A 24,255-nucleotide genomic window follows, 5' to 3' on the forward strand; every position below is an offset into this window, starting at 1 on the left:
AAAAGTGAATCACAAGTCCCTGGCGCAATCAGGTGTGAAACTTGACGTATTCCTGCTAATATGTTTCTTGCCGTAAATTTCTGCGCCATTGGATACACTATAGGGTTTCCATGATCCGACAATTTGACCTGACACAAGTTTTTCATGTGGGAAATTTTTGGATGACAGGCATACTGTAAAACAGTCCCGACAGCACGGGCTGGGCGTTGCGTGCACAATACAGGCACGCGCCACGCATCATGCTTTTTCCGATGCGGCGCCAGAAACGCGGGCATTTCAATGAAAATTTGCACACTATAATTGCCTATTAAGCAAAAAAACATTATCCTGCCTTGCTCTTCAATGGAAAGGCGGTTTGCTTCATTAGATGGGCGATTGTTGATGGGCGCAGACAAACTTAAACTGGGTGCGATGCTGCTTGTATGGCTACCGGTGTGGCGACTTGTGTGACTACTCTCCAGAGAACGACAATGGATTCCCTACTGAAACACATGGTGGACATGACCGGCCACCGTGATCATACGATGCTCGACATCTCGGTGATCTCGGCGGTCCAGGAACTGGCCGCCGCGTCGCAGACCCGGGTATTGGCGCTGACCACCGTGCGCGGCCAGGTGTTCGTGCGCTCGCGCGCCATCATCGTGTCCGGCAGTCCGGCCCGCATGGAGGACAATCCCGATCCCGCCGTACCGGGCGAACCGCTGTCGGCCTATCCGGCGCTGGCCGGCTGCATCGCGCGCCACGAAGCGAGCGCCGACATGGTCTGCGCCGACGGCCGCCACCTGCTGTGGCTGCCGATCTGGATCGGCGACCAGGCCACCACCTGCCTTGAAATCGTCAACCCGACGCCGTACACCGGCGCCACCATCCAGGTCATCGGCGGCATCGTCAGCGTGTACCGCAACTTCCAGAACTTGCTCGACTATAGCGAACGCGATTCGCTCACCGGCTTGTTGAACCGCAAGACCTTCGACGACCAGCTCAGCAAGATCCTGCAAAGCCGCACCGACCCCGATCCCGGCAAGCCCCTGCAAGCGGGCGAGGAAGAGCGGCGCCATCATACCGATACCGAAAAGCAATGGCTGGCGGTGGTCGACGTCGACCATTTCAAGCTGGTCAACGACAAGTTCGGCCACCTGTACGGCGATGAAGTGCTGATCCTGATCGCCAACCTGCTGCAAACGTCGTTCCGTTCGCAAGACCGCATCTTCCGCTTCGGCGGCGAGGAATTCGTCGTGCTGCTGCGCTCGACGACGCTGGAAAATGCGCAAAAGATCATCGACCGTTTCCGCATGGATGTCGAAGCGCATGAATTCCCGCAAGTGGGCCGGGTCACCGTCAGCGTCGGTTTCGTCAGCATCAATGCGTACGAGGCGCCGGTGATCATCCTCGGCCGCGCCGACCAGGCGCTGTATTACGCCAAGAGCCACGGCCGCAACCTGGCCTGCCATTACGACGAACTGGTCAGCGGCGGCTTGCTGCACACCATAGAATCGAACGACACCGCCGAGTTTTTCTGAGCGGCCACCTCAGGCCAGCGTCAGGAAACGCATCGGATCGACTTGCCACTTGGCGGCCGATTCATGGCCGACGATCTTGTCGCCGCCGCCAAAACCGAGACCGCGCGACAAGTCCACGGTTTCCGGCTTGATGTAGGCGTTGCTCTTGGTACTGAAGAACACATTCACCTTCGGCGCCAGCAAATTGCTTTCATGCGCCTCGACCACCACGCCCAGCCGGCCCGATTCCAGCATCACCATGGTGCCGACCGGATAGATGCCGACGCAACGCATGAATTCCTGCGCATACACCGGGTTGAACTGGAACTTGCTCCACTCATAAATCTTGCGCAGCGCTTCGGCCGCCGGCATGCCCTTGTGATAACAGCGGTCGGCCGTGATCGCATCGTAGACGTCGACGATCGCCGCCATCTGCGCCAGTTCGCTGATGTCGTCGCCGACCAGCCGCTCCGGATAACCGCTGCCGTCGCGCCGTTCATGGTGATGCAGCGTGATGTCGAGCGGCACCGGGCCGATTTCCGGCGACAGCCGCAGGATTTCATAACCGTCTTGCGGATGGCGCTTGACGATGTCGAATTCTTCCGGCGTCAGCCGGCCCGATTTGTTCAGGATATGGTCTGGAACCAGCGCCTTGCCGGTATCATGTAGCAAGCCACCCAGTCCCGCCTCATGCGTCAGCTTCGGGTCCAGGCCGCGCGAACGGCAAAAAGCGACCAGCAGCGCACACACGCTGACCGAGTGCAAAAAGGTGTAATCGTCCTTGGTTTTGATGCGCAGCAAACCGACCAGCGCGCCCGGATTGCGCAAGATCGACTCGGTAATGTCTTGCACCATCGGCTGCACGCGGTCCAGTTCGATCGCCTTGCCGAGACGCACGTCCGCCATCACGGTGCGCACCATGAACGACGCCTGGCTGCGGATCTGGGTGGCGCGGGTCAGCTCTTCGGCCAGCGCCAATTTGGGCGGCGCGCGGGGCGCGGAAGCGATTTTCTCCAGCTCGCGCTCGGTCGCGGCCTTGGCTTCGGCCAGCGTCGGCGCATGCGGCACGTCGATGCCCTTGGTATTGTCGATCACCACCTGGCGTATGCCGGCATGCACGATCTTGCGGATTTCCTCATCGCTGCGCAGCAAGAAACGGTTGCGCACGAATGGATGCGTCATCCAGTCGCAACTGAGGTCATGGATATACATGCCTACTTTCAGCTGTGAGGAATCGACTTTCTTGAACATGCTTGCATCCCACAAATGTAAAGGCCACCGCGCAGGAAAACGCTAGAATCAGTATATCAAATAGTTTCTTTATCAATTCATCTTTAGACGGGCGGCGGTGCGCAAACGAAGCACCACCGCAACAGATCCACCTGGCCAACCGGAAAAAACCGCTGGCACCACGCTACTCGCCTCTCCATGGAACTGCGCCAACTCCGTTATTTTGTCGCCATCGCCGATCACGGTTCGCTGTCGCGCGCGGCGCTGGTGCTGCACGTGGCGCAACCGGCGCTGACCCAGCAATTGCGCCAGCTGGAGCAGGAACTGGGGGTGCAATTGCTGCACCGCTCGGCGCAGGGCGTGCTCAGCACCGACGCCGGCAAGGTCTTTTACGAGCACGCCCAGGCGATCCTGAAGCAGGTGGCCGACGCCAAATCGGCGGTGGTCCAGTCGGCGGCCAGGCCGTCCGGCAGCGTCATATTGGGCTTGCCGCACAGTATCTCGAATGCGCTGGCCTTGCCGCTGCTGATGGCGGCGCGGCTGCACTATCCGGAAATCACCTTGCAACTGACCGAGGAATTGACCGGCAACCTGAACGAGCAATTAAAGTCGGGCAGAGTGAACCTGGCGGTGCTGTTCGACGATGGGCAGTTGACGCCGTTCGCCGCCAGCGCGCTGATCGAGGAAGAAATGCGCTTCATTTGCCGCAGCGATTCGGCGTTTGCGCCGGCCCGGGATGGCGTCAGCCTGCGCCAGGCGCTGGCCACCACGCTGATCCTGCCGGGCCTGCAGCACGGCGTGCGGCCGCATATCGACCGCGTCGCGCGCGAAGCCGGCCTGACGCCGGCGGCGGTGATTGAAATCAACTCGATCGCGATCCTGAAATCGGCGATCCTGGCCGACATGGGCGCCACCATCTTGCCGGCCGCGCCGCTGCTGGGCGAAATCGAACGCGGCGCGATGTCCAGCCATGCGATCCACAGCCCGGCGTTGTCGCGCACGGTGGTGTTATGCGCGTCCAAGAACATCCCGCTGACCAATGCCGCGGCGGCGGTCAGCCGGCTGGTGCGGCAAGTCAGCCACCAACTATGCCGCGACGGCAACTGGCCAGGGACGCGGGTGCTGGGAGACCAGACATCGCATGCAATCCCTGACGCGCCGTCTTGATGCCAGCGAACTGAACGTTGCCATAGTGCCGCGCTGGATGCATGGCCGCACATTGTTGAAACGCCGGCAGGAGCCCGCCGACAGCCGTGGCCCGGAAGGGCCATCATTTTTCCTTATACCCCCATCGGCAAACCCTATTTGCCGCGCCTGCGCGCCCGCTCTACACTCAAGGCGCATTATTTTAAAAATAAAGTCATGCGCCCTGCCGCCCACCCGCGGCCATCCCGCCTGGACACGGCGCGCCTTACCGGGCGCGGCTTTGTGCAGACGTCATCTGAAACACCCTTTTGGAGACAGCCATGTCCGTGACCACGGAAAACGGCGCCGCAGCGTTCGATAGAAACGCCAGCGCCTTGCCATCCACCTCGCCATCGCGCCTGAACAGCGTCAGCCTCGACGACAAATACAGCGCCACCTCCGGTTCCATCTTCCTGTCCGGCATCCAGGCGCTGGTACGCCTGCCGATGATGCAGCGCCAGCGCGACCTGGCCGCCGGCCTGAACACGGCCGGCTTCATTTCCGGCTACCGCGGTTCGCCGCTGGGCGGCCTCGATGAAAACCTGTGGCACGCCAGGCCGCACCTGGAAAAGCACCATGTGCAATTTGTTCCCGGCGTCAATGAAGACCTGGCCGCCACCGCCGTCTGGGGTTCACAACAGGTGGACTTGATCGGCCCGGCCAGATACGATGGCGTGTTCGCCATGTGGTACGGCAAGGGACCGGGCGTGGACCGCTGCGGCGACGTGTTCAAGCATATGAACCACGCCGGCACGGCCAGGCTGGGCGGCGTGCTGCTGGTGGCCGGCGACGACCATGGCGCATATTCGTCGACGCTGCCGCACCAGTCCGACCACTTGTTTTCGGCCTCGATGATCCCGCTGCTGTATCCCTGCAATGTGCAGGAATACCTGGACCTGGGCATCCACGGCTGGGCCATGTCGCGCTTTTCCGGCTGCACGGTGGCGTTCAAGGCGCTGGCCGACACGGTCGAATCGTCGGCCTCGGTGGACGCCGATCCATTCCGCGTGCAGGTCAGGATTCCGCAGGATTTCGTCATGCCGGAAGGCGGCCTGAATGCGCGCCTGTCCAGCATTGCGCTGGGCCAGCAGGCGCGCCAGCAGGAAGCGCTGATGCAGGATTACAAAATCTATGCGGCGCTGGCGTATGCGCGCGAAAACAAGCTCAATCACACCACCATCGACAGCCCGCATGCGCGGCTCGGCATCATCGCTTCCGGCAAATCCTACCTCGACGTGCTGGAAGCGCTGGAAGAACTGGGCATCGACGAAGCCATGGCGGCCGAAATCGGCCTGCGCCTGTTCAAGGTGGCCATGCCATGGCCGCTGGAACCGGACAGCGTGCGCGAATTCGCCCAGGGCCTCGATGAAATCCTGGTGGTCGAGGAAAAGCGCCAGATCGTCGAATACCAGTTGAAGGAGCAACTGTACAACTGGCGCGACGACGTGCGCCCGCGGGTGATCGGCAAGTTCGATGAAAAAGGCGAATGGGTGGCGCCGCGCGGCGAATGGCTGCTGACGTCCAAGGCCGATTTCTCGGTGTCGCAAGTGGCGCGCGTGATCGCCAGCCGGGTCGCGCGGCTGATCAGCGACGCCGTCACCTGCGACTTGATCAAGGCCAGGCTGGCCTTCCTCGACGCCAAGGACGCGGTGCTCAAGAAAGCCGTCAGCACGCCCTTCCGGCCAGCCTTCTATTGCTCCGGCTGCCCGCACAATACCTCGACCAAGGTGCCCGACGGCAGCCTGGCGCTGGCCGGCATCGGCTGCCACGTGATGGCCACCTCGATTTATCCGGACATGAACAAGCTGACCACCCACATGGGCGGCGAAGGCGCGCCATGGATAGGCCAGGCCGCGTTCTCCAAGGTTCCGCATGTCTTCCAGAACCTCGGCGACGGCACCTATTTCCATTCCGGCTACCTGGCGATCCGCGCGGCGGTCGCGGCCAGGGTCAACATCACCTACAAGATCCTGTACAACGACGCGGTGGCGATGACCGGCGGCCAGCCGGTCGACGGCCAGATCAGCGTGCCGATGATGGCGCAGCAAGTGGCGGCCGAAGGCATACGGCGCATCGCGCTGGTGACCGAAGACCTGGCGCGCTACCGCGACCGCTCCAGCCTGCCGGCGCACGTGACGCTGCACGACCGCAAGGACATCGATGCGGTGCAGCGCGAATTGCGCACAGTCGAAGGCGTATCGGTGCTGATCTACGACCAGACCTGCGCCGCCGAAAAACGCCGGCGCCGCAAGAAAGGCGCCTACCCCGACCCGGCCAGACGCATGGTCATCAACGAAGCCGTGTGCGAAGGTTGCGGCGATTGCGGCGTGCAATCGAACTGCGTGTCGATACTGCCGAAGGAAACCGAATTCGGCCGCAAGCGCAGCATCGACCAATCGTCGTGCAACAAGGATTATTCCTGCGTCAAGGGCTTTTGCCCGAGCTTCGTCACGGTCGAAGGCGGCACGCTCAAGAAGAGCAAGACCGGCGTCGCCAGGGACAAACAGGAGGACACCTTCGGCCCCCTGCCGCAACCGGTGCTGCCATCCTGCGACGCGCCCTACAACATCCTGATCAACGGCATCGGCGGCACTGGCGTGATCACCGTCGGCGCGCTGGTCGGCATGGCCGCGCACCTGGAAGGCAAAGGCGTGTCGGTACTGGACATGACCGGCATGTCGCAGAAAAACGGTTCGGTGACGTCGCACGTCAAGATCGCCAGATCGCCGGCGCACATCCGCGCCCAGCGCATCGCCACCGGCGAAGCCGACCTGATACTCGGCTGCGACATGCTGACCGCCGGCGCGCAGGATGCGATCTCGAAAATGCGGCCGGCACGCACTGCTGCCGTGATCAACCTGCACCAGCAGCCGCCCGGCACCTTCGCCCAGAACGCCGACTGGCAATATCCGGCCGCCGAGGTGCGCGCGCTGATCGAGGAATCGGTCGGCGCACCGGCGGCCGACTTCATCGACGCCACCAGACTGGCCACCGCGCTGATGGGCGACTCGATCGCCGCCAACCTGTTCATGCTCGGCTACGCGTGGCAAAAAGGCCGCATCCCGCTGGGCGAGGCCGCGCTGCTGCGGGCGATCGAATTGAACGGCGTCGGTGTCGCGGCGAACCAGCGCAGCTTCCTGTGGGGCCGGCGCGCTGCGGTCGACCTGGCGCGGGTCGAAAAAATCGCCATGCCGGCCCAGGCCATCGTGGTGCACATGCCGCACAACCTCGACAGCATGATCAGGCAGCGGGTCGCCTTCCTGAGCGGCTACCAGGACGCGGCCTATGCCGCCGCCTACGACACGCTGGTGGCGCGGGTGCGCGCGGTGGAAACCGGTCTCGGACTGGGCCGGCAATTGACGCTGGCGGTGGCGAAATGCCACTTCAAGCTGATGGCCTACAAGGATGAATACGAAGTGGCGCGGCTATACACCGACGGGCGTTTTGCCGAACAGTTGAAGCAGCAGTTCGATGGTGCTTTTTCCGTCAAATTCAACCTGGCGCCGCCGCTATGGGCCAAAAAGGATGCCGGCGGCCACTTGATCAAAGCGGAATTCGGTTCGTGGATGTGGCGCGCCTTCACGCTGCTGGCCAAGTTCAAGGGACTGCGCGGCGGCATGTTCGACATCTTCGGCCATACGGCGGAGCGCAAGATGGAGCGCGCCCTGATCGTCGAATACCGCGGCATGGTCGAAGCGCTGCTGGATCGGCTGACGGCGCACAACCATGAGCAAATAGTCGAGCTGGCGAACTTGCCGGAGAAGATACGCGGCTTCGGGCATGTCAAGGAAAAAGCCGTCGCCGCCTTCCACGCCGACAAGGCGCGTTTGCTGGCGGCGCTGGCCGACGGGCATCAGCACGCGGCTTGATCGCGCGCCGGGGAAGAGGATCGCTGCGGCGTTACACCCCGCAGCGCCCCACCGTCCCGCCCGGCAACAACACCGGCTGCCACAGCACTTGCAGCTCATCCGGCGGCGTGCCGCCCAGCAGCGCTTGCAGCATATCGACCATCCTGGCGCCGGCGCGGCGCGGTTCCGGCAAGTCGATGGTGGTCACGTTCGAGCCGATCAGCGCATCTTCGACGCTGCCCCAGACGATCACCGACATTTCATGGCCGATCACGATGCCGGCGTCGAGCAAGGCGCGCACCGCGCCGACGCCGGACAAATGGTTGTCGACGATGACCGCCGTCGGCCGTGGCGAACAGGCCAGCAATTGCTGCATCGCCTGGTAGCCGCTGCGCCGGTCCAGCGCATTGTCGATCAGGTGGCACGGGTCCGGGGTCAGGCCGGCCAGCGCCATCAGTTGCATGAAAGCGGCCTTGCGCTGATGGGCGAAATTGAGGACCAGCGGCGCGCTGATCAGGGCGATGCGCTGGTGGCCCAGGTTCAGCAAGCGTTCCAGCCCGAGCCGGATGCCGCTTTCGTCGTCGTAGTCGAACCACGCATAGGGTGTGTCGATGCGGGTCCGGCCATGCGCGACAAACGGAAAACCGGCCCGGCTCAGGCAGGCGATGCGTTCATCGTTGACCAGCGTGCGGCCCACCACCACGCCATCGACCTGGCGCCCGCTGACCAGTTGTTCATACGTGGCTTGCTCGTTATGGGGCGACACCGGCGCGATGATCAAATTCATTTTCGACGCTTCCAGGCGCTCCGAAATACCGCCCACCAGCGCCAGCATCATCGCGTCGCCTAGGTCGCTCGGCAACATCGGGCATATCATGCCGAACACATTGGTGCGTCCGACCGCCAGGCTGCGCGCCATCGGATTGGCCCGGTAGCCCACCTTCTTGGCCAGCGCCAGCACTTTTTCACGGGTGCGGGAATTGACTTCCGGATAGCCGTTCAATGCCCGGCTCACTGTCGTCTTCGACATGCCGAGTGCAATTGCGAGGCTCTTGAGATTCATGATCGCTCAATCTGGATAGTTACTTTGTGTGATGAAAAAACTAATTCCGGTCGAAGATTATAGCCGACCCCATCAGTTAGCCTAGCGCTTGCGGACGGAGAGTTTGGTAGGAAAACAACAGTTGACATAGGCTGCAAACTGGCCGCGGAATCAGGCAATCTTCCGGTAATGGGGGCGTATCGCGGCGATACAAGGGCGTCCAGGCAAGCGCGCGACTGGCAACGCCGGTTTGCCTTAATATCGGGAAGAGTAAAGAAGAAAAGAAATAGGGCCAGGACATGGAAGCAAGCGCTCACATGCAGCAAAAACAGCCATTCAAGTGATATTTAATACATTGTTGCAAGTAAAAATTGATAAAAATTATCAATAAAACACAAGCATTACTAGCATTTGGACATGAGTTGTCCTAATCTGACATTAACTTGATTTAGCGCAAACCACTCTGATAGGTGATGATCATGGCCTCCCTGGCTTCGCTGACGTCGGTCAGCAGTCTGCAATCGACCATTGCGTTCGCAGAAAGAAAAGTCCAGCAAGGACAGAATCAGGTTCAGCAAGACAGTGACCGCCTGGCGCAAAGTCGCTTGCAACTCGATAGGGATCAGGAGCAAGTTCGCCAGGCCCAGCAGCAAAGCCGGCAAGCCGGACAAAGCGAGGCTGCTGCTGCGGCGACGCCCAAGCCGGTCAATACCAGCCAGGCAATTCAAATCCCGGTGCCGACGCAGCAAGTCGTGGCCAGCAACTTTTTAAATCATCAGCCGCAGATCAATGCCCAGGGACAAACCATCGGCCGCTTGATCAACGTGACTGCGTAAATTCCGCTTCCAGCACTTTCAACCACCATTTTTCGCCGGGATGCGGCTGTTTCAAATCGACCGCCTGGCCCATTTCCGGCGTCGTGATCGGCACCCCCTGCCTGGCCGCCAGGCCGCTAATCCGGTCGAACGGTTCATGCCATGCATGCAAGCCCAGGTCAAAAGTACCGTTATGCACCGGCATCAGCCACTTCCCTTTCAAGTCCAGATGCGCCTGCAAGGTTTGTTCCGGCTGCATATGCACGTCCGGCCATAATTTATCGTAGGCGCCGGTTTCGACCATGGTGACGTCGAACGGCCCGTATTGTTCGCCGATGGACTTGAAGCCGTCGAAATAGCCGGAATCGCCACTGAAAAACACCCGCAAGTCCTGGTCTTCGATGACCCAGGAAGCCCACAGCGTTTCATTACCGTTAAACAAGCCACGGCCGGAAAAATGCTGCGACGGCGTCGCCACCAGCCGGGTAGTGCCGATGGTGACCGATTGCCACCAGTCGAATTGCTGCACCTTGCTCGCTGGCACGCCCCATTTGATGAGGGTGTGACCGACGCCCAGCGGGGTCAGGAAATGCTCGGTCTTGCTTGCCAGCTTCAGCACCGCCGCATGGTCGAGATGGTCGTAATGGTCGTGCGACAAAATCACGCCCTTAATTGGAGGCAAGTCTTCGATGCTGATCGGCGGCTGGTGGAAACGTTTCGGGCCAGCCCATTGCACCGGCGATGCCCGTTCGGAAAAGACCGGATCGGTCAGCCAGAAGTGGCCGCTCAATTTCAGCAGCAGCGTCGAATGGCCGAGACGAAACAGGGTATTGTCCGGCGCCGCCAGCAATTGCGCCTGGCTCAGCGCATGCACCGGCACCGGCTGGGCCGGCACGGTACTGGCCGGTTTGTTGAAAAACACGGTCAACAGCAGCTTCAAGGTCTTGCCGAGACTCAACTTCTGCATGGCGACCGGATTGCGGAATTTGCCGCCATGCTGCTGCGACGATGCATAGTGCGCCGGCTGGCCGGCGCTGGCGATGTAAGAACTCATGATGGTCAAGACTCCTTCGAGAGCGCCAGAAAAACCGCGGCGCTGGATGCAAAGCTGTTTATAATACCTAAAATGTATACTACACAGTGTAGTTCTAAATGAAAGATAAGTAAACTACCGGGTGTAAAATAGTTTCTTTATTACGGAATTCAAGATCATGCCCTCACCACAACGTCTGACCGACCGCAAACGGCTCGCTATCGTCGATGCCGCCATCGCCGAATTTCGCGAGCATGGGTTTGAGGCGACCAGCATGGACAAGATCGCCGCCACCGCCGCCGTATCCAAGCGCACGGTGTACAACCACTTTCCCAGCAAGGATGAATTATTCGCCGCCATCCTGTTGAAATTGTGGGAAAGCAGCACGGCGCAGCCGCCGATACCGTATTTGCCGGCACAGCCGCTGGACCAGCAATTGATGGTATTGATGCAGCAGAAAATGCAGATGATGGGAGACGCCAATTTCCTCGACCTGGCGCGGGTGGCGATCGCCGAAGCCATCCATGCGCCCGAGCGGGCGCATGCCGTGGTCGCCAAGCTGGGCGACAAGGAAGCCGGCCTGACCACCTGGATACGGGCCGCGCAGCAAGACGGCCGTTTGAAAGCCGGCGATCCGCAGTTCGCCGGCCAGTTATTGCTGGGGCAGCTGAAAACCTTTGCGTTCTGGCCGCAGGTGACCATGGGCCAGCCATCGCTCAACGAAGCGGACCAGCAGCGGATCTGCAGCACCGCGATTGGCATGTTCCTGGCGTATTACGCGGTGTCGACCTAGAGAAACACCCCGGATCGCCGTTGCATCCCTTACAATAAGGCCGTCTCGATCAACGGAGCCGCCTGATGTCGATTACCCCGGAACAACTCGCGATTTTGATGCAGGAAGTGGAACTGTCCGATCCGATCGACTTTGCCGACCTGCCCTTCGACGAACAGGAATTACGCGGCCTGATCGCCAACCACCTGTGCGACATGGCGGCGGCGATGGAAAGTTTTAGCGAGGAAGACCGCCACCTGGCGCTACTCGCGGTCGCCGCCAAGCTGGTGCTGGAAAACCTCGTGTTGCATGTGCAATTGCTGCGCAGGCACGGCTTGCCGATGAGCGACAGCGTGGAAGCGCTGCTGCAGCGCCTGCGCGGCGCGCGTGACGGTTAAACGGCGGGGAAATCCAGCACGGTATCATTAACCCGGTTAAACAAATTGGTGAACGTGATCGCGCTGATGGCCAGCAAGGTATCGACGATTTGCTGATCTGAAAATCCGGCCGCCCGCACCGCCTCCACCACTTGCGGCGCCACCGCGCCGCGGGTCGATACCAGGCTGCGCGCAAATGCCGCCAGCGCATCGTCAGCCGCGTCGCCGCTGGCGGCGCCTTGACGCAAGGCGAGCATCGCTTCCTTGCTCAGCCCCGCCTTCTTGCCAAACAAGGTATGCGCGGCCAGGCAATAATCGCAGCCCGCGACTTCGCTGACGGCCAGCTTGACGATTTCCAGTTGCTTGCCCGACAAGCTGCTTTTGCGCAGCACGCCATCCAGCGTCAACGCCGCTTCCAGTGCCAGCGGGCTATTGTTGCCGATATTGGCATACGCATTCGGCACCATGCCGACCGCGCCCTTGATGACGCTGAATAATTGGGCGGCCTTGCCGGTGGCTTCGGCAACAGGCTGCTGATAAAGACGGGTCATGATAATTCCTTTCAAGAGATAGTTGGCAGCAAAAACGCTGGCATGGAAAGCAGTGTAGGCCACCAGCATGATTCTTTTAATTCCAGAAATAATCTATAATTTGCCTTATCGTCTCACCGGAACACAATATGGATACCCTCAGCCGCCTGTTATCGCTGTACACTATGCGCACCGCGCTGGATGTGCGCTGCCACTTCGGCGCGCCATGGCTGCTCGACCATGACGCCGTCGCGCCCGGCATTGCGCCGTATCACCTGGTCGTCGAAGGTCGCGCATGGCTCGATGCCGGCGGAAAAAAAGGCCTGGCCTTGCAGGCCGGCGACATCATTGTGTTTCCGCATGGCGACGCGCACCGCTTGTTTACCGGCGATACCGGAAACGTATCGCCGCCGCGTCCGCTGGACGGCCAGCATGTGCTGCAAGCGGTCGGCAACGATGGCGCCGGGCCCGCTACCGGCTTGCTGTGCGGCCAGTTCGAATTCGATCGCCACGCCGCGACGGGCTTGCTCAAAGCGTTGCCGGAAGTAATGCTGGTGCGCACCGCCGAACGGCCCGATTTTACCGGGCTGCACACGCTGATGACCATGCTGCGGCTGGAAACCGACACGCCGCGCCCCGGCGCCGCCGCCGTGGTGGCGCAACTGTCGTCGGCGCTGTTCGCCTTGCTGATGCGGGCCTGGCTGGAACAGGCGCCGGCCCAGCCGGGCTGGTTCGCGGCGCTGGCCGAACCGCGCTTGCAGCCGGCGCTGCACGGCATGCTGGCGGCGCCGCAGCAGGCCTGGACGCTGGAGCAATTGGCGGCCGCCTGTTTCATGTCGCGCGCCACCTTCGCCAGGGTGTTCCGGCAAGTGGCCGGCACCACGCCGGCCGCGCTGCTGATGCAATTGCGCATGGCCCAGGCCGCGGCATGGCTGCGCCAGGAAAAACGCCCCGTGGCCGAGATCGGCGAACGGGTCGGTTATCAATCGGAAGCGGCGTTCAACCGCGTCTTCAAGCGTGTATTCGGCATCGGGCCCGGCCAGTACCGGCGCCATGCCTATCAGCCGGTTGCCGGCACGCCAATTGCCGATACAATTGCCGATACTCAAGGATGACGGCGCCGTGCCGTCGCCTCCAGCACCAGGTCGCTATCGGCCAGCGCCACGCACGGCAAGATATACCCCTCCTGCTTTTCTTCGCGGCTAAGACCGGGCCATTCGATGCGGTAATGGACCTGGCCCGACACCATGCGGCACAAGCAGGTGCGGCAGCTGCCGTTGCGGCAAGAACTGGGCAGCCGCAGGCCGGCGCGCTCGGCGGCGACCAGCAGCGACACATCGGCAGCCGCGTCGAATTCCCATTCTTGCGGCATGATTTTGACGGTAAAAGGCGGGTTCATGCGCCCAGTGTAACAAGCCTCACGACACTGGCGGCAAATCGGTCCAGCGGCCATCGTGTTGATGGCTGGACAATACCGCATCGATGAAGGCCATGCCGGCCACGCCATCGTCGACGGTCGGCAGCCAGCGCGCTGCGGGCGGAATCGGCAGACCGGCGTCGAGCGCAATGATGTGCTGTGCGGCATCGACATACAATTGCGCGAACGCTTCCAGATACCCTTCCGGATGGCCGGCCGCCATCCGCGTCGCATGCGCGGCGGCGGCGCTGCCGACCCGGCCCGGCGACAAGCGCTGCGGATTGCCGCCCTGTGGCGTGAACCACAATTCGGTTGGTTTTTCCTGGTTAAAATCAAGCTGCGCCTTGCTGCCATATAAACGCAGGCGCACCGTGTTTTCGCAGCCGGTGGCGACCTGGCTGGCCCACAAGGTGCCGCGCGCGCCATTGGCGTAACGCAGCATGACTTGCACATGATCATCGATCGGACGGCCGGGAACGAAGGTATTCAATTCCGCCAGCAATTGGGTCGGCAACTGGCCGCTGACAAATTGCGCCAAATGATAGGCATGCGTGCCGACATCGGACAAGGTGCCGCCCGGTCCGGCGCGCAGCGGATCGTTATGCCAGTTGTGTTCGGCTCCCGTGTCGGCACGGCCGATTGATGCGGCCAGCCAGTCTTGCGCATACTCGACTTGCACCAGCCGCAATTCGCCGATCTCGCCAGCCTCGACCATCGCCTTGGCGTGGCGCACCATCGGGTAACCGGTGTAGGTATGGGTCAGCGCGAACAGCTTGTTCCGGCGCCGCGCCAAGGCCGCCAGCTGTTTTCCTTCGGCCAGCGAAATGCCCAGCGGCTTGTCGCAAATCACGTGGATGCCCGCTTCCAGGAAAGCGGTGGCGACCGGCGCATGCAAATGATTCGGCGTGACGATGACCACCACGTCGATGCCGTCGTCACGCGCGGCTTCCGCTTGCGCCATCAGCCGGTAATCGTTGTAACTGCGCTCTGCTGCGATGCGCACGTCGCGCGCGCTGGCCTCGGCCCGCACCGGGTCGCTCGATAGCGCGCCGGCCACCAATTCGTAGTGGTCGTCCAGCCGTGCCGCAATCCGGTGCACCGAACCGATGAAGGCCCCTAGACCGCCGCCCACCATGCCTAATCTTAAACGTCGTTGCATCTGCGCTCCCGCTCGATTGTTGCTCAGCCTGACAGGCCCAGCAATTGATTGATCTGTTCTTGTTGTACCCCGCTGCCGGCGAAATCGTCGAAGGCACGTTCGGCCACGCGGATGATGTGGCGGCGAATAAATTCCGCGCCCTCGGCCGCGCCGTCTTGCGGATGTTTCAGGCAGCATTCCCATTCCAGCACCGCCCAGCCTGGAAAATTGTATTGCGCCATCTTCGAGAAAATCGCGCCGAAGTCGATTTGCCCATCGCCCAGCGAGCGGAAACGGCCGGCCCGGTCTTGCCAGTCCGAAAAACCGCCATACACACCCTGCCGCCCATTCGGCCGGAATTCCGCATCCTTGACGTGGAAAGCCTTGATGCGCTGATGGTAGATATCGATGAAGTCCAGATAATCGAGCTGTTGCAGCAGGAAATGGCTGGGGTCGTACAAAATGCTGGCGCGCGGATGCTGGCCGACGGCGTCGAGGAAACGCTCGAAGGTCACCCCATCGTGCAAGTCTTCGCCCGGATGCAACTCGTAGCACAGGTCGACGCCGGCATCGTCGAATGCATCGAGTATCGGCAGCCAGCGCTGGCCCAGTTCGGCGAACGCGGTCTCGACCAGGCCGGCCGGCCGTTGCGGCCATGGATACAGATACGGCCAGGCCAGCGCGCCGGAAAACGTCACGTGGGCGGACAAGCCCAGCCGCCTGGAGGCGCTGGCGGCATGCAGCAGTTGTTCGGTGGCCCAGGCGCTGCGCGCGGCCGGATTGCCGCGCACAGGCGCTGCGGCAAAGTTATCGAACAGCGCATCGTACGCGGGATGCACGGCGATCAGCTGGCCCTGCAAATGGGTCGACAGTTCGCTAATTTGCAAGCCGCGCTTGTCGAGCATGGCGCCGATGTCGTCGCAATACGCCTGGCTGGCCGCGGCCGTCGCCAAATCGAACAGGCGCGGATCGGTCGGCAGCTGGATACCCTGGTAACCGAGCCCGGCGGCCCAGTCGGCCAAGTGTTCGAGCTGATCGAAAGGAAGCTCGTCGCCAATGAATTGGGCGAGAAAAATGGCCGGGCCCTGGATGGTTTTCATGGCAGTTTCCTTGTAATCTGGCAAAGACGGGGACACAGCGCGGCAACAGCCGGTGTCCCCGCGCGGGTTTAAAACGGTGAATCAGGGAAATAGAATTGCTTGGCGTTGTCACGCGTGATCAGCACCGATGGAATGATGGTATTGGCCGGCAGCTTGGCGCCTTTCAAGCGCGCTTCGGTGGTCAACTTGATCGCGTCGTACATGAACTTCGGCGAATACGATACATCGGCCGTGATCAGCGGATCGGAACCATCGATGATTTTCTTGACCGCGCCCTTGGCGCCGGCGCCGCCGAACACTTGCTTGATGTCGCTGCGCCTGGCTTGCGCAATGGCTTTTTGCACGCCGATCGCCATGTCGTCGTCGGCCGCCCACACGGCGTCGATGTGCTTGAAGCGGGTCAGGTAATCCTGCATCACCTTGAACGCATCGTCGCGGTTCCAGTTACCGTATTTCGCATCGAGCACCTTGATGCCCGGATTGGCTTTCATCACGGCGCTGAAGGCATCGTAGCGTTCATTGTCGAGCGTAGTCGGCATGCCGCGCAACACCACGATATTGCCCTTGCCATTCATGGCCTTGGCCAGGTATTCCGCTGGTAATTTGCCGAAGGCGGTATTGTCGCCCGCGATATACGCGTCTTGCGCTTCGGTATTGGTCAAGCCACGGTCGACCACCGTCACATAGACGCCCTTGTTTTTGACTTGCGCCACCGGCTGGGTCAGCGACGCCGATTCGATCGGGAAAATCACCAGCGTATTGATCTTGTTGACGGTCAGCATATCCTGCAGCTGGTTCGCCTGTTCCGGTGCGGTGGCGGCCGTCTTGACGATAATTTTCAGACCGGGATGGGCTTTTTCCAGTTCAGCCTTGGCTTGATTGGCCCACCAGACGATGCCGGACGTAAAGCTGTGGGTGGCGGTTGGAATCGCCACGCCAACCACCAGCTTGTCACTTGCCGCAGTGGCCGCCTGCACCGACACCGCGCTTATTGCCAATACACCGGCGCCAACTATTCGGGTAATGCTTTTCATGGTGCTCCTCTCCAGGTGATGGGCGCCGTTTCTCAGTCGGCGCCCTTTTATAAAACTATTATTTCCTGCCGCGCTGCAAGAACGCCACGCCGATGATGACGATGCCTTGCACCGCCGCATTCAAGTACACGCTGATGATGCTGGTCAAGTTCAGGATATTGCTAATCACCGACAACAGGATCGCGCCGATGACGGTGCCGATGATGCGGCCCTCGCCGCCCTTCAGCGCGGTGCCGCCGACCACCACGGCGGCGATCGCTTCCAGTTCCCACAGCAGGCCGGTGGTCGGGGTCGCCGAACCGAGACGCGGCACGTACAGCACGGTGGCGATGCCGACGCAAATCCCCAGCAGCATATAGGTCGACATCTTGACCAGGTCGACATGGATCGCCGCGTAGCGCGACACTTGTTCGTTGGAACCGATCGCCTGCACATGGCGGCCGAAGGCGGTGCGGTTCAAGATCACCGCGCCGGCCAGCGCCACCAGCAGAAAAATCCAGATCGGTATCGGCATGCCCAGCACGGTCGCGTAATACACCGGGCTGTACAGGTCGGACAGCGTGCCGTCCAGCGTCAGCGCGCCGCCATCGGCCAGGTAGGTCAGGAAGGCGCGGAAAATGCCCAGCGTGCCCAGCGTGACGATAAATGGTTCGATATTACCTTTGGTAATCAACAAGCCATGCACCAGGCCGAATGCGGCGCCCAGCACGATGGCCATGGCGATGCCCAGCACCACGATGGTCAGCGGCACCAGCATGACGCCGCCAAAACCCATCATCAGTTTGTTCATGAAATAAATCATGCAGCCGGCGATCAGCGCCGCCATCGAGCCGACCGATAAATCGATGCCGCCGGAAATAATCACGAACGTCATGCCGACCGCGATGATGCCGATGAAGGCGGTGCGCGTCAGCACATTCATCATATTGTCGACGGTGGCAAAGTCGCTATTGAGCAAGGTCCCGGCGATGCACAGGGCGATCAGCCCCAGCAACGGCCCCACGCCCTTCAATCGGCCGAACAGGGTAGTCAATGATGTGGTTTCAGTGCGTGCCGGTTGCATGGGCAATCAACTCCTCTTCGGTCAGGTGCTCGATACCGAGCGTGGTTTGCAAAGTGCCGCTGCGCATCACCGCGACGCGGTGGCACAAGCCGATCAATTCGATCAATTCGGATGAAATCACGATCACCGCACGGCCTTGCGCGGCCAGGCTGTGGATCAGGAAATAAATGTCGCGCTTGGCGCCGACGTCGACGCCACGGGTCGGTTCGTCGAGCATGATGACTTGCGGATGCGAGTGCAAGAACTTGGCCAATGCCAATTTTTGCTGATTGCCGCCGGATAACATGCGCGCCTTGCTGTCCAGGTCGCGGGTGCGGATATGAAACGCGTCGACCGCCGTGGCCAGCGCCTGTTTTTCCGCCTTCAGATCCAGCCACGGATGGGCGTAACGCTCCATGGTCAGCAAGGTCAGATTCTCGCGCAAGCCCAGGTTCACATGCAAGCCCTTGCCCTTGCGGTCTTCGCTGAGGTAAGTCATGCCGTTGCGCATCGCCTGGCGCGGATTGCGCACGTCGACCGGCTTGCCATTGAGCGTGATCGTGCCGCCGCTGCGCGGACGCAAACCGAGCAACGCTTCGAACGATTCGGTGCGGCCGGCGCCGACCAGGCCGGCAAAGCCGAGGATTTCTCCGGCGCGCACCTCAAACGACACATCCTTGCTCCAACCCGGCACCGTCAGCCCGTCGACTTTCAGCAGCACCGGCGCGTCAACGGAGGGCACGGTTTTCGGCGGAAACATATCCGACAATTCGCGCCCGACCATCAAATTCGCCATTTGCTGGCGGCTCAGGCCGGCCGTCGCTTCGCGGGTGATAAACCGGCCGTCGCGCATGACGATCACTTCATCGGTATGGCGTTCGACTTCATCGAGCTTATGCGAAATATATAAAATCGTCGCGCCATCGGCCTTCAATTGCGCCATCAGCGCGAACAGGCGCCGGGTTTCCGCCGAGGTCAGCGTGGCGGTCGGCTCATCCATGATCAGGAAACGCGCCTTGCGCGACAGCGCCTTGGCGATTTCCACTAATTGCTTCTCGGCCACGATCAACTGGCGCACCTTGGTATCCGGGCTGGCATCCAGGCCGACTTGCTGCAGATAACGGGCCGCCTCGCTGCGCATCGCCGCGTCGTCGAGCAGCCAGCCCTTGCGCTTTTCATGGCCCAGGAATATGTTTTGAGCGATCGTCAAATGCTCGGCCAGATTGAATTCCTGGTGGATCAGCACGATGCCGCACGCCTCGGCGGCGCGCGAACTGCTGAACCGCCGGGCCTGCCCATCGATCAGCAACTGGCCGTCGCTGACGACTTCATAGCCGGCCAGGATCTTCATCAGCGTCGACTTGCCCGCGCCGTTCTCGCCCAGCAAACCGTAGACCCGCCCCGGCGCCAAATCGAAACTGACGCCGTGCAAGACCCGCACCGGTCCGAAATCCTTGCAGATATTCTGGAAGCTGACGGCAACGCTCATCGCTGCGACCTCATGGTTGATTCCTCATGGTTGATTTCTCATGATCAAGTACTTCCCCGCAACACCAATTGATGCTCCAGCAAGACGCCCGGCACCACCGCGGTCGGATCGGCCAGCCGTTGCAGCAGCAGCCGCGCCGCCGTTTCGCCCAGCGCGCGCATCGGTTGCGCAATCGTCGACAGGCCCGGGTCGATGTGCGCGGCGATCGCGATATCGTCGAAACCGATCACCGCCACATCTTCCGGCACCCGCTTGCCGAGCTGGCGCAAGCCGTTCAGCACGCCGATCGCCAGTGTGTCCGAGACGGCGAAAATCGCCGTCGGCGGGTCTGGCTGCGCCATGATTTCCAGCACCGCCCTGGCGCCCGCCGCGTAGTCCAGGCTTTGCACGGTGCGCCGCCATTGCGCGCGCGCTTCCAGGCCGGCGCCGTTCAGCGCCGCCAGGTAACCGTAGCGCCGTTGCCGCGCATACGCATAACGCTCATCGGAATTGATCAGGCCGATACGCGTATGGCCCCGTTCCAGCAAATGGCCGACCGCATCGAAGGCGGCGCGCCGGTTGTCGATGCCGACATACGGCACCGCCACCGACGGATCGAATTCGCAGCACGCGACCCACGGCAAGCTGGCCGCCTCATGCGCCAACGCATGCTGGATGGTGTCCGGATCGAGGCAGATCGCGCCATCGGCGCGGCGCATGCGCAATAAATCGAAATAGGAACGCTCGCGGCCCTCATCCGCGCCCGTGTCGCACAACAACACGAAATAGCCATGCTCGCGCGCCACGGTATCGATGCCGCGCACGATTTGCGCATAAAAAGGGTTGCCGACGTCAGGCACCATGGTCAGCAGCATGCGGCTTTCGGCGGTGCGCAAACTGCGCGCCAGATGATTCATGCGGTAACCAAGCGCCTCCACAGCGACCAGCACCTTGTCGCGCGTGGCGGGCCGCACGCCGCTCTGCTGGTTCATCACGCGCGAGACAGTGGCCACCGACACGCCGGCGCGGGCCGCGACAGCGCTGATCGACACCGACGGCTCGGGGGTGGCGGACGTCGCAGATGGGGTATGGGGAGGAACGGCTGGCTGCATAATGTGACAAACCCAAAATGTAATCGATTACATTTATAAGCCAGGATGGTCCGCGATGCAAGCACTGTTGATGTTGCAGCGCAGTAAGAAGAAATATATGGCCGGCACGGATTTACACTCTGCTTTACACTAAAGCCCGATTAAGATGGCAGCTTCACGAAGCACGCTGATGGATAAAGTTTATGGGTAAACATTATGGGTGAGAAAAAGCGCAGGCTGTCCACGCAAACGGCACCGCCTCATTCCAGCGCCGTCGCTCCGGCTGAGCAAGCCCGGCAATTGCTGCAATCCGGGCAACAAGCGCATCGGAGCGGTCAATTGATGGACGCCATCAATGCCTATCAGGCGGCCTGCAAGCTGGCGCCGGAACTGGTCGAGGCGCAGCATTTCCAGGGGCTGGCGATGTTGCAACTGGGCCAGCGCGCCATCGGACTCGGCTTGCTGAAGCTGTCGATCAAACAGGCGCCCGGCAATGGCACTTTTCATTTCAACCTCGGCAATGCATTGCGCGATAGCGATCCGGCAACCGCGCTGCTTTCGTTCCAGCGCGCGGCCCAGCTGGTGCCGGACGATCACGATTTTGCCATCGTCCATGCCGAAACTTTGCTTCAATTAAAACATCTGCCGGAAAGCATCGCCGAACTGGAACGCGCCCATGTGTTGCGTCCGCAACGCTGGCAAAACCTGCAAGGCCTGGCGCAATTGTATTACCGCACCGGCCAGCTGGCATTGGCGCGCCAGCGTTACCGTCAAGGCCTGGCCCTGCATCCGCAACTGGGACAGCATTGCCGCATCGCGTATGCCCGGCCGGATGCCGGCACACCGGAAAAAACCCGCATCCTGTCGCTGGCCGAGGTGCCGCAAACGGCGCTGGCCGATCAAGCGGCGCTGCAAGCGTTCAGCGAAGAAATCGGCTTGGCGATCATCGATGATTTCCTGCCGGATCCGGCCGCATACCGCGCGGCAGCGCTGGACCTGCACTACCATCAGCAACGTTATGCCGGCCAGAATTATCCGGGCCAGCAAACCGAAGGGACTGACTGCGAATCCATCATGCAGCGCATCGCGAATGCCTTGGGCCGTACCGTCAAATGCATGTCGCCCGACAACGGTTCCTACCGCATCAGTTACGCCGACGCGGTGGCGCGCACCGACATTCACGTCGATAACGAAAGCGGCGACAACTTCAATGTTTATGCCGGCGTGCTGTACCTGAATCCTCCCGAACAATGCCAGGGCGGCACCACGTTCTGGCGCCACAAGCCCAGCGGCTGGCAGCGGCGTCCGCCCGAATCCGAAGTGAAGCAAGCCGGTTATCCGAGCTTCAAGGATTTCCAAAAGAAATGGCTGCCGAATGCCCAAGTGCAGAAATTCAACGACTTGCAACAACAGCGCGATGCATGGCAAGCGCTGGTCGAAATACCGATGCGGCATAACCGCCTGATCGTGTATCGCGGCCATCATTTCCATTCGATCAGCAATGTATTTGGCAATACGCCGGACAATGGCCGGCTGGTGCAATTATTCTTCTTTGAAGTAGAGCCCTGAACGTTTTATCAGGCGACGCTCATTCTTGCACTGAAAACTTGTAGACCGATACCGTGGTGTATTCCTGGCCCGGCCTCAAGATGATGTCGGGGAATGCAGGATGATTCGGCGCATCCGGGAAGTGCTGGGTTTCCAGGCAAAAACCGCTGCGCCGGCCATAATTCCAGCCCTTGCCGGTCAGCGAACCATCGAGGAAATTACCGCTATAAAACTGTACGCCGGGCTCTTGCGTAAACACTTCCAGCACCCGCCCCGACCGCGGCTCCAGCACCCGCGCAGCCAGGCTCATCTGCTTGTGCTCCGCCTGATTGATCACGTAATTATGGTCATAACCGGCGCCGTAAGCCAGTTGCCGGTCATCCTGCCCGATGCGCGCGCCGATCGCATGCGGATTGCGGAAATCGAAGGGTGTACCGGACACCGGCGCCAGCTCGCCGGTCGGAATTTGCAGACTGTCGGTCGGCGTGTAGGCGTCGGCATTGATCGTCAGCAGATGGTCCGATATATCGCCGGCGCCAGCACCGGCCAAATTGAAATACGCATGGCTGGTCAGGTTGACAGGCGTGGCGCGGTCGGTCACCGCATGGTATTTGATGAACAGTTCATTGCGTTCGCTTAGTTCGTAGATGACCGTGGCATGCAGCTTGCCGGGGTAGCCCTGGTCGCCATCGGCGCTGTCCAGCACCAGCGTCAGTCCGACCGATCGGGTGTTGTGAAAGGTGCTGCTTTGCCACAGCCGTTTGCTGAAACCGGTGCTGCCGCCATGCAAATGATTCACGCCATTATTCAGTTCAAGCTGGTAAGCCTGACCGTCAATATCGAAGCGGCCGGCGGCGATACGGTTGCCGACCCGCCCGACCAGCGCGCCAAAGAATGACGAATCCTCCAGGTAAGGTTGTAATTCATCGAAACCCAGGATCACATCGGCACACTTGCCATCCCTGCCAGGCGCATGGATTTCCGTGATGATGCCGCCAAAATCGGTAATCTTGATACACAAACCCTGGCGATTGACCAGCGTGTACAGATTCACGCGGCTACCGTCCGGCAATTGGCCGAAAGAAGCCCGGGTGATACCCAATGCTGCTGCAGTCAAGGCAAGTCTCCTCTGATTTTTTTATGTCAGCGACGCCGGCGCTGTCGGCAAGTACTGGCATGCTGGAATCGCCGACAATCTTCGTGTATCTATTGACATCATAAACCAGCATGGCTGCGCCACCACGGAGCGTGAGAAAAGATCCCCGACCTGTGCCGCCTACTGCTTACACCACAGCAACGCCGACGTCATCGGCACGCAAAATACCAGCAAGAAAAACGGCAACTCTTCCGAAAAGCCATAACCGGCGCGCATGCCCAGCACCAGGTTCAGGATGCTGGCGCCCAGCCATGCCACGCTGAACACGGCCAGCAGCGTGCCCGGGCCACTGCGTGGCGCCAGCCAGCCGCGGCCCGCGCTCAGCAAAGCCAGCAGCAGCAAGCCGCCGGCGATCACTTTGACGCTATGCATGGGGACCGCCGGTGATGCGCATTTCCTTGATACTGGCGCCATCCAGCAGCAGCACAAAACGGCTCGGGCCATTAAAACCCTTGCCGCCGACCTGGGCGTCGATGGCGATCTGATTGCCATCCTGGCTGACCGCGCTTACCTTCAGCGACACTTGCACGCCGATGAATTCGCGGTTGCTCCACTTGGTGATTTCTTGCGGGCCACGGTAGCGCGAGCCCCAGTCGTTGACCAGGCCATCGCCGGTAAACAGGCTCAGGAAATCCGGCAAACGGTTGCCGTTGACGGCTGCCAGGTAAGCGTCGACAGTGGCCTGGTCCTTGACCTTGGCAATGACTGGTGCGGAAATATTTTTCATGGCCGAATGATGGGCAGGGGTGCCGGCGGCACAGGCGGCCAGCGAAATGCCGGCGACGGCGATGGCGGCGAAATAAGGGCTATCTTGCATCACAAAAAGCTCCGGAGGAATAGGACTCACTGGTGTCAGGGTGTCAGTAGCAGCATCTTGTCATCTATATTTATTTGGATAAATATGCTTAAATTGCCATCACTATTCCATCA

Annotated in this window: 22 protein-coding genes; 8 read left to right on the forward strand and 14 right to left on the reverse strand. The window is 61.0% G+C overall.

Annotated features, from left to right (window positions below; all coding sequences use genetic code 11):
- The first annotated feature begins 470 nt into the window (after positions 1–470).
- Positions 471–1,520, forward strand: coding sequence for a GGDEF domain-containing protein (locus tag GJA_RS23725; RefSeq protein WP_038497386.1), 1,050 nt, complete (start codon positions 471–473; stop codon positions 1,518–1,520).
- Positions 1,521–1,529: 9 nt separating this feature from the next.
- Here the strand turns inward: GJA_RS23725 and GJA_RS23730 are convergent, their stop codons facing one another.
- A complete protein-coding gene (locus GJA_RS23730) occupies positions 1,530–2,750 on the reverse strand; it encodes an HD-GYP domain-containing protein (RefSeq protein ID WP_038497388.1) in 1,221 nt (406 codons plus the stop codon).
- A gap of 177 nt (positions 2,751–2,927) precedes the next feature.
- Between GJA_RS23730 and GJA_RS23735 the strand changes: the two genes are divergently transcribed.
- Together GJA_RS23735 and GJA_RS23740 are read left to right on the forward strand one after the other, a co-directional pair.
- The gene (locus tag GJA_RS23735) at positions 2,928–3,896 is read left to right on the forward strand and encodes a LysR substrate-binding domain-containing protein (protein ID WP_038497391.1); all 969 of its coding nucleotides are present in this window, start codon (positions 2,928–2,930) and stop codon (positions 3,894–3,896) included.
- 299 nt (positions 3,897–4,195) lie between these two features.
- The gene (locus GJA_RS23740) at positions 4,196–7,783 is read left to right on the forward strand and encodes an indolepyruvate ferredoxin oxidoreductase family protein (RefSeq protein WP_051781283.1); all 3,588 of its coding nucleotides are present in this window, start codon (positions 4,196–4,198) and stop codon (positions 7,781–7,783) included.
- A 31-nt stretch (positions 7,784–7,814) separates the two neighbouring features.
- On the opposite strand, the gene GJA_RS23745 is transcribed toward GJA_RS23740, so the two are convergent.
- Positions 7,815–8,825, reverse strand: coding sequence for a substrate-binding domain-containing protein (locus GJA_RS23745; protein WP_038497394.1), 1,011 nt, complete (start codon positions 8,823–8,825; stop codon positions 7,815–7,817).
- 452 nt (positions 8,826–9,277) lie between these two features.
- On the opposite strand from GJA_RS23745, the gene GJA_RS23750 reads away from it, so the two are divergent.
- Positions 9,278–9,640, forward strand: coding sequence for a hypothetical protein (locus GJA_RS23750; RefSeq protein WP_051781284.1), 363 nt, complete (start codon positions 9,278–9,280; stop codon positions 9,638–9,640).
- Here the strand turns inward: GJA_RS23750 and GJA_RS23755 are convergent.
- Positions 9,624–10,673 (reverse strand): MBL fold metallo-hydrolase, encoded by a 1,050-nt coding sequence (locus GJA_RS23755; RefSeq protein ID WP_051781285.1) that lies wholly within the window; start codon positions 10,671–10,673, stop codon positions 9,624–9,626. The genes GJA_RS23750 and GJA_RS23755 overlap by 17 nt on opposite strands.
- A gap of 157 nt (positions 10,674–10,830) precedes the next feature.
- On the opposite strand from GJA_RS23755, the gene GJA_RS23760 reads away from it, so the two are divergent.
- Both GJA_RS23760 and GJA_RS23765 read left to right on the forward strand, forming a co-directional pair.
- Positions 10,831–11,445 (forward strand): TetR/AcrR family transcriptional regulator, encoded by a 615-nt coding sequence (locus GJA_RS23760; protein ID WP_038497397.1) that lies wholly within the window; start codon positions 10,831–10,833, stop codon positions 11,443–11,445.
- 65 nt (positions 11,446–11,510) lie between these two features.
- Positions 11,511–11,822 carry a hypothetical protein gene (locus GJA_RS23765; protein WP_051781286.1) on the forward strand — a complete coding sequence of 104 codons (312 nt, stop codon included), beginning with the start codon at positions 11,511–11,513 and terminating at the stop codon, positions 11,820–11,822.
- Here the strand turns inward: GJA_RS23765 and GJA_RS23770 are convergent.
- On the reverse strand, positions 11,819–12,352 hold the full coding sequence (locus GJA_RS23770; RefSeq protein ID WP_038500951.1) for a carboxymuconolactone decarboxylase family protein: 534 nt from the start codon (positions 12,350–12,352) through the stop codon (positions 11,819–11,821). The genes GJA_RS23765 and GJA_RS23770 overlap by 4 nt on opposite strands.
- Before the next feature lie 128 nt (positions 12,353–12,480).
- Between GJA_RS23770 and GJA_RS23775 the strand changes: the two genes are divergently transcribed.
- Positions 12,481–13,446 (forward strand): AraC family transcriptional regulator, encoded by a 966-nt coding sequence (locus GJA_RS23775; protein WP_051781287.1) that lies wholly within the window; start codon positions 12,481–12,483, stop codon positions 13,444–13,446.
- Here the strand turns inward: GJA_RS23775 and GJA_RS23780 are convergent.
- The 7 genes from GJA_RS23780 to GJA_RS23810 all read right to left on the reverse strand — a co-directional run bounded on the left by GJA_RS23780 (position 13,437) and on the right by GJA_RS23810 (position 20,642).
- Positions 13,437–13,730 (reverse strand): 2Fe-2S iron-sulfur cluster-binding protein, encoded by a 294-nt coding sequence (locus tag GJA_RS23780; RefSeq protein ID WP_038497400.1) that lies wholly within the window; start codon positions 13,728–13,730, stop codon positions 13,437–13,439. The genes GJA_RS23775 and GJA_RS23780 overlap by 10 nt on opposite strands.
- Before the next feature lie 19 nt (positions 13,731–13,749).
- Entirely contained in the window at positions 13,750–14,907 is a 1,158-nt protein-coding gene (locus GJA_RS23785) for a Gfo/Idh/MocA family protein (RefSeq protein WP_038497403.1), read from the reverse strand.
- 23 nt (positions 14,908–14,930) lie between these two features.
- A complete protein-coding gene (locus GJA_RS23790; RefSeq protein WP_038497406.1) occupies positions 14,931–15,986 on the reverse strand; it encodes a sugar phosphate isomerase/epimerase family protein in 1,056 nt (351 codons plus the stop codon).
- 68 nt (positions 15,987–16,054) lie between these two features.
- The gene (locus GJA_RS23795) at positions 16,055–17,020 is read right to left on the reverse strand and encodes a substrate-binding domain-containing protein (protein WP_038497409.1); all 966 of its coding nucleotides are present in this window, start codon (positions 17,018–17,020) and stop codon (positions 16,055–16,057) included.
- 58 nt (positions 17,021–17,078) lie between these two features.
- A complete protein-coding gene (locus GJA_RS23800; protein WP_038497412.1) occupies positions 17,079–18,083 on the reverse strand; it encodes an ABC transporter permease in 1,005 nt (334 codons plus the stop codon).
- Positions 18,064–19,551: a sugar ABC transporter ATP-binding protein gene (locus GJA_RS23805; protein WP_038497415.1), complete on the reverse strand. Its 1,488-nt coding sequence runs from the start codon at positions 19,549–19,551 to the stop codon at positions 18,064–18,066. Before GJA_RS23805 ends, GJA_RS23800 begins: the two co-directional genes overlap by 20 nt.
- A gap of 44 nt (positions 19,552–19,595) precedes the next feature.
- Positions 19,596–20,642, reverse strand: coding sequence for a LacI family DNA-binding transcriptional regulator (locus tag GJA_RS23810; protein WP_051781288.1), 1,047 nt, complete (start codon positions 20,640–20,642; stop codon positions 19,596–19,598).
- A gap of 321 nt (positions 20,643–20,963) precedes the next feature.
- Here GJA_RS23810 and GJA_RS23815 point away from each other — a divergent pair, with 321 nt between their 5' ends.
- Positions 20,964–22,190: a DUF6445 family protein gene (locus tag GJA_RS23815; RefSeq protein ID WP_038497418.1), complete on the forward strand. Its 1,227-nt coding sequence runs from the start codon at positions 20,964–20,966 to the stop codon at positions 22,188–22,190.
- A 19-nt stretch (positions 22,191–22,209) separates the two neighbouring features.
- Here the strand turns inward: GJA_RS23815 and GJA_RS23820 are convergent, their stop codons facing one another.
- The 3 genes from GJA_RS23820 to GJA_RS28025 form a co-directional block, all read right to left on the reverse strand.
- Positions 22,210–23,286: an aldose epimerase family protein gene (locus GJA_RS23820; RefSeq protein WP_038497420.1), complete on the reverse strand. Its 1,077-nt coding sequence runs from the start codon at positions 23,284–23,286 to the stop codon at positions 22,210–22,212.
- Positions 23,287–23,445: 159 nt separating this feature from the next.
- On the reverse strand, positions 23,446–23,697 hold the full coding sequence (locus GJA_RS23825; protein WP_038497423.1) for a hypothetical protein: 252 nt from the start codon (positions 23,695–23,697) through the stop codon (positions 23,446–23,448).
- Positions 23,690–24,142: a nuclear transport factor 2 family protein gene (locus tag GJA_RS28025; RefSeq protein WP_051781289.1), complete on the reverse strand. Its 453-nt coding sequence runs from the start codon at positions 24,140–24,142 to the stop codon at positions 23,690–23,692. The genes GJA_RS23825 and GJA_RS28025 overlap by 8 nt, the downstream gene beginning before the upstream one ends.
- Positions 24,143–24,255: the final 113 nt, after the last annotated feature.

Origin of the sequence: Janthinobacterium agaricidamnosum NBRC 102515 = DSM 9628 (assembly GCF_000723165.1) — a bacterium.
GTDB classification, from domain to species: domain Bacteria; phylum Pseudomonadota; class Gammaproteobacteria; order Burkholderiales; family Burkholderiaceae_D; genus Janthinobacterium; species Janthinobacterium agaricidamnosum.

Coding starts and splice junctions, on each gene's coding strand:
- GJA_RS23785 (WP_038497403.1), bottom strand. CDS start 14,907: ATGCAACGACGTTTAAGATTAGGCATGGTGGGCGGCGGTCTAGGGGCC.
- GJA_RS23765 (WP_051781286.1), top strand. CDS start 11,511: ATGTCGATTACCCCGGAACAACTCGCGATTTTGATGCAGGAAGTGGAA.
- GJA_RS23795 (WP_038497409.1), bottom strand. CDS start 17,020: ATGAAAAGCATTACCCGAATAGTTGGCGCCGGTGTATTGGCAATAAGC.
- GJA_RS23800 (WP_038497412.1), bottom strand. CDS start 18,083: ATGCAACCGGCACGCACTGAAACCACATCATTGACTACCCTGTTCGGC.
- GJA_RS23725 (WP_038497386.1), top strand. CDS start 471: ATGGATTCCCTACTGAAACACATGGTGGACATGACCGGCCACCGTGAT.
- GJA_RS23735 (WP_038497391.1), top strand. CDS start 2,928: ATGGAACTGCGCCAACTCCGTTATTTTGTCGCCATCGCCGATCACGGT.
- GJA_RS23780 (WP_038497400.1), bottom strand. CDS start 13,730: ATGAACCCGCCTTTTACCGTCAAAATCATGCCGCAAGAATGGGAATTC.
- GJA_RS23730 (WP_038497388.1), bottom strand. CDS start 2,750: ATGTTCAAGAAAGTCGATTCCTCACAGCTGAAAGTAGGCATGTATATC.
- GJA_RS23760 (WP_038497397.1), top strand. CDS start 10,831: ATGCCCTCACCACAACGTCTGACCGACCGCAAACGGCTCGCTATCGTC.
- GJA_RS23770 (WP_038500951.1), bottom strand. CDS start 12,352: ATGACCCGTCTTTATCAGCAGCCTGTTGCCGAAGCCACCGGCAAGGCC.
- GJA_RS23775 (WP_051781287.1), top strand. CDS start 12,481: ATGGATACCCTCAGCCGCCTGTTATCGCTGTACACTATGCGCACCGCG.
- GJA_RS23805 (WP_038497415.1), bottom strand. CDS start 19,551: ATGAGCGTTGCCGTCAGCTTCCAGAATATCTGCAAGGATTTCGGACCG.
- GJA_RS23745 (WP_038497394.1), bottom strand. CDS start 8,825: ATGAATCTCAAGAGCCTCGCAATTGCACTCGGCATGTCGAAGACGACA.
- GJA_RS28025 (WP_051781289.1), bottom strand. CDS start 24,142: ATGCAAGATAGCCCTTATTTCGCCGCCATCGCCGTCGCCGGCATTTCG.
- GJA_RS23815 (WP_038497418.1), top strand. CDS start 20,964: ATGGACGCCATCAATGCCTATCAGGCGGCCTGCAAGCTGGCGCCGGAA.
- GJA_RS23810 (WP_051781288.1), bottom strand. CDS start 20,642: ATGCAGCCAGCCGTTCCTCCCCATACCCCATCTGCGACGTCCGCCACC.
- GJA_RS23740 (WP_051781283.1), top strand. CDS start 4,196: ATGTCCGTGACCACGGAAAACGGCGCCGCAGCGTTCGATAGAAACGCC.
- GJA_RS23755 (WP_051781285.1), bottom strand. CDS start 10,673: ATGAGTTCTTACATCGCCAGCGCCGGCCAGCCGGCGCACTATGCATCG.
- GJA_RS23790 (WP_038497406.1), bottom strand. CDS start 15,986: ATGAAAACCATCCAGGGCCCGGCCATTTTTCTCGCCCAATTCATTGGC.
- GJA_RS23750 (WP_051781284.1), top strand. CDS start 9,278: ATGATCATGGCCTCCCTGGCTTCGCTGACGTCGGTCAGCAGTCTGCAA.
- GJA_RS23825 (WP_038497423.1), bottom strand. CDS start 23,697: ATGCATAGCGTCAAAGTGATCGCCGGCGGCTTGCTGCTGCTGGCTTTG.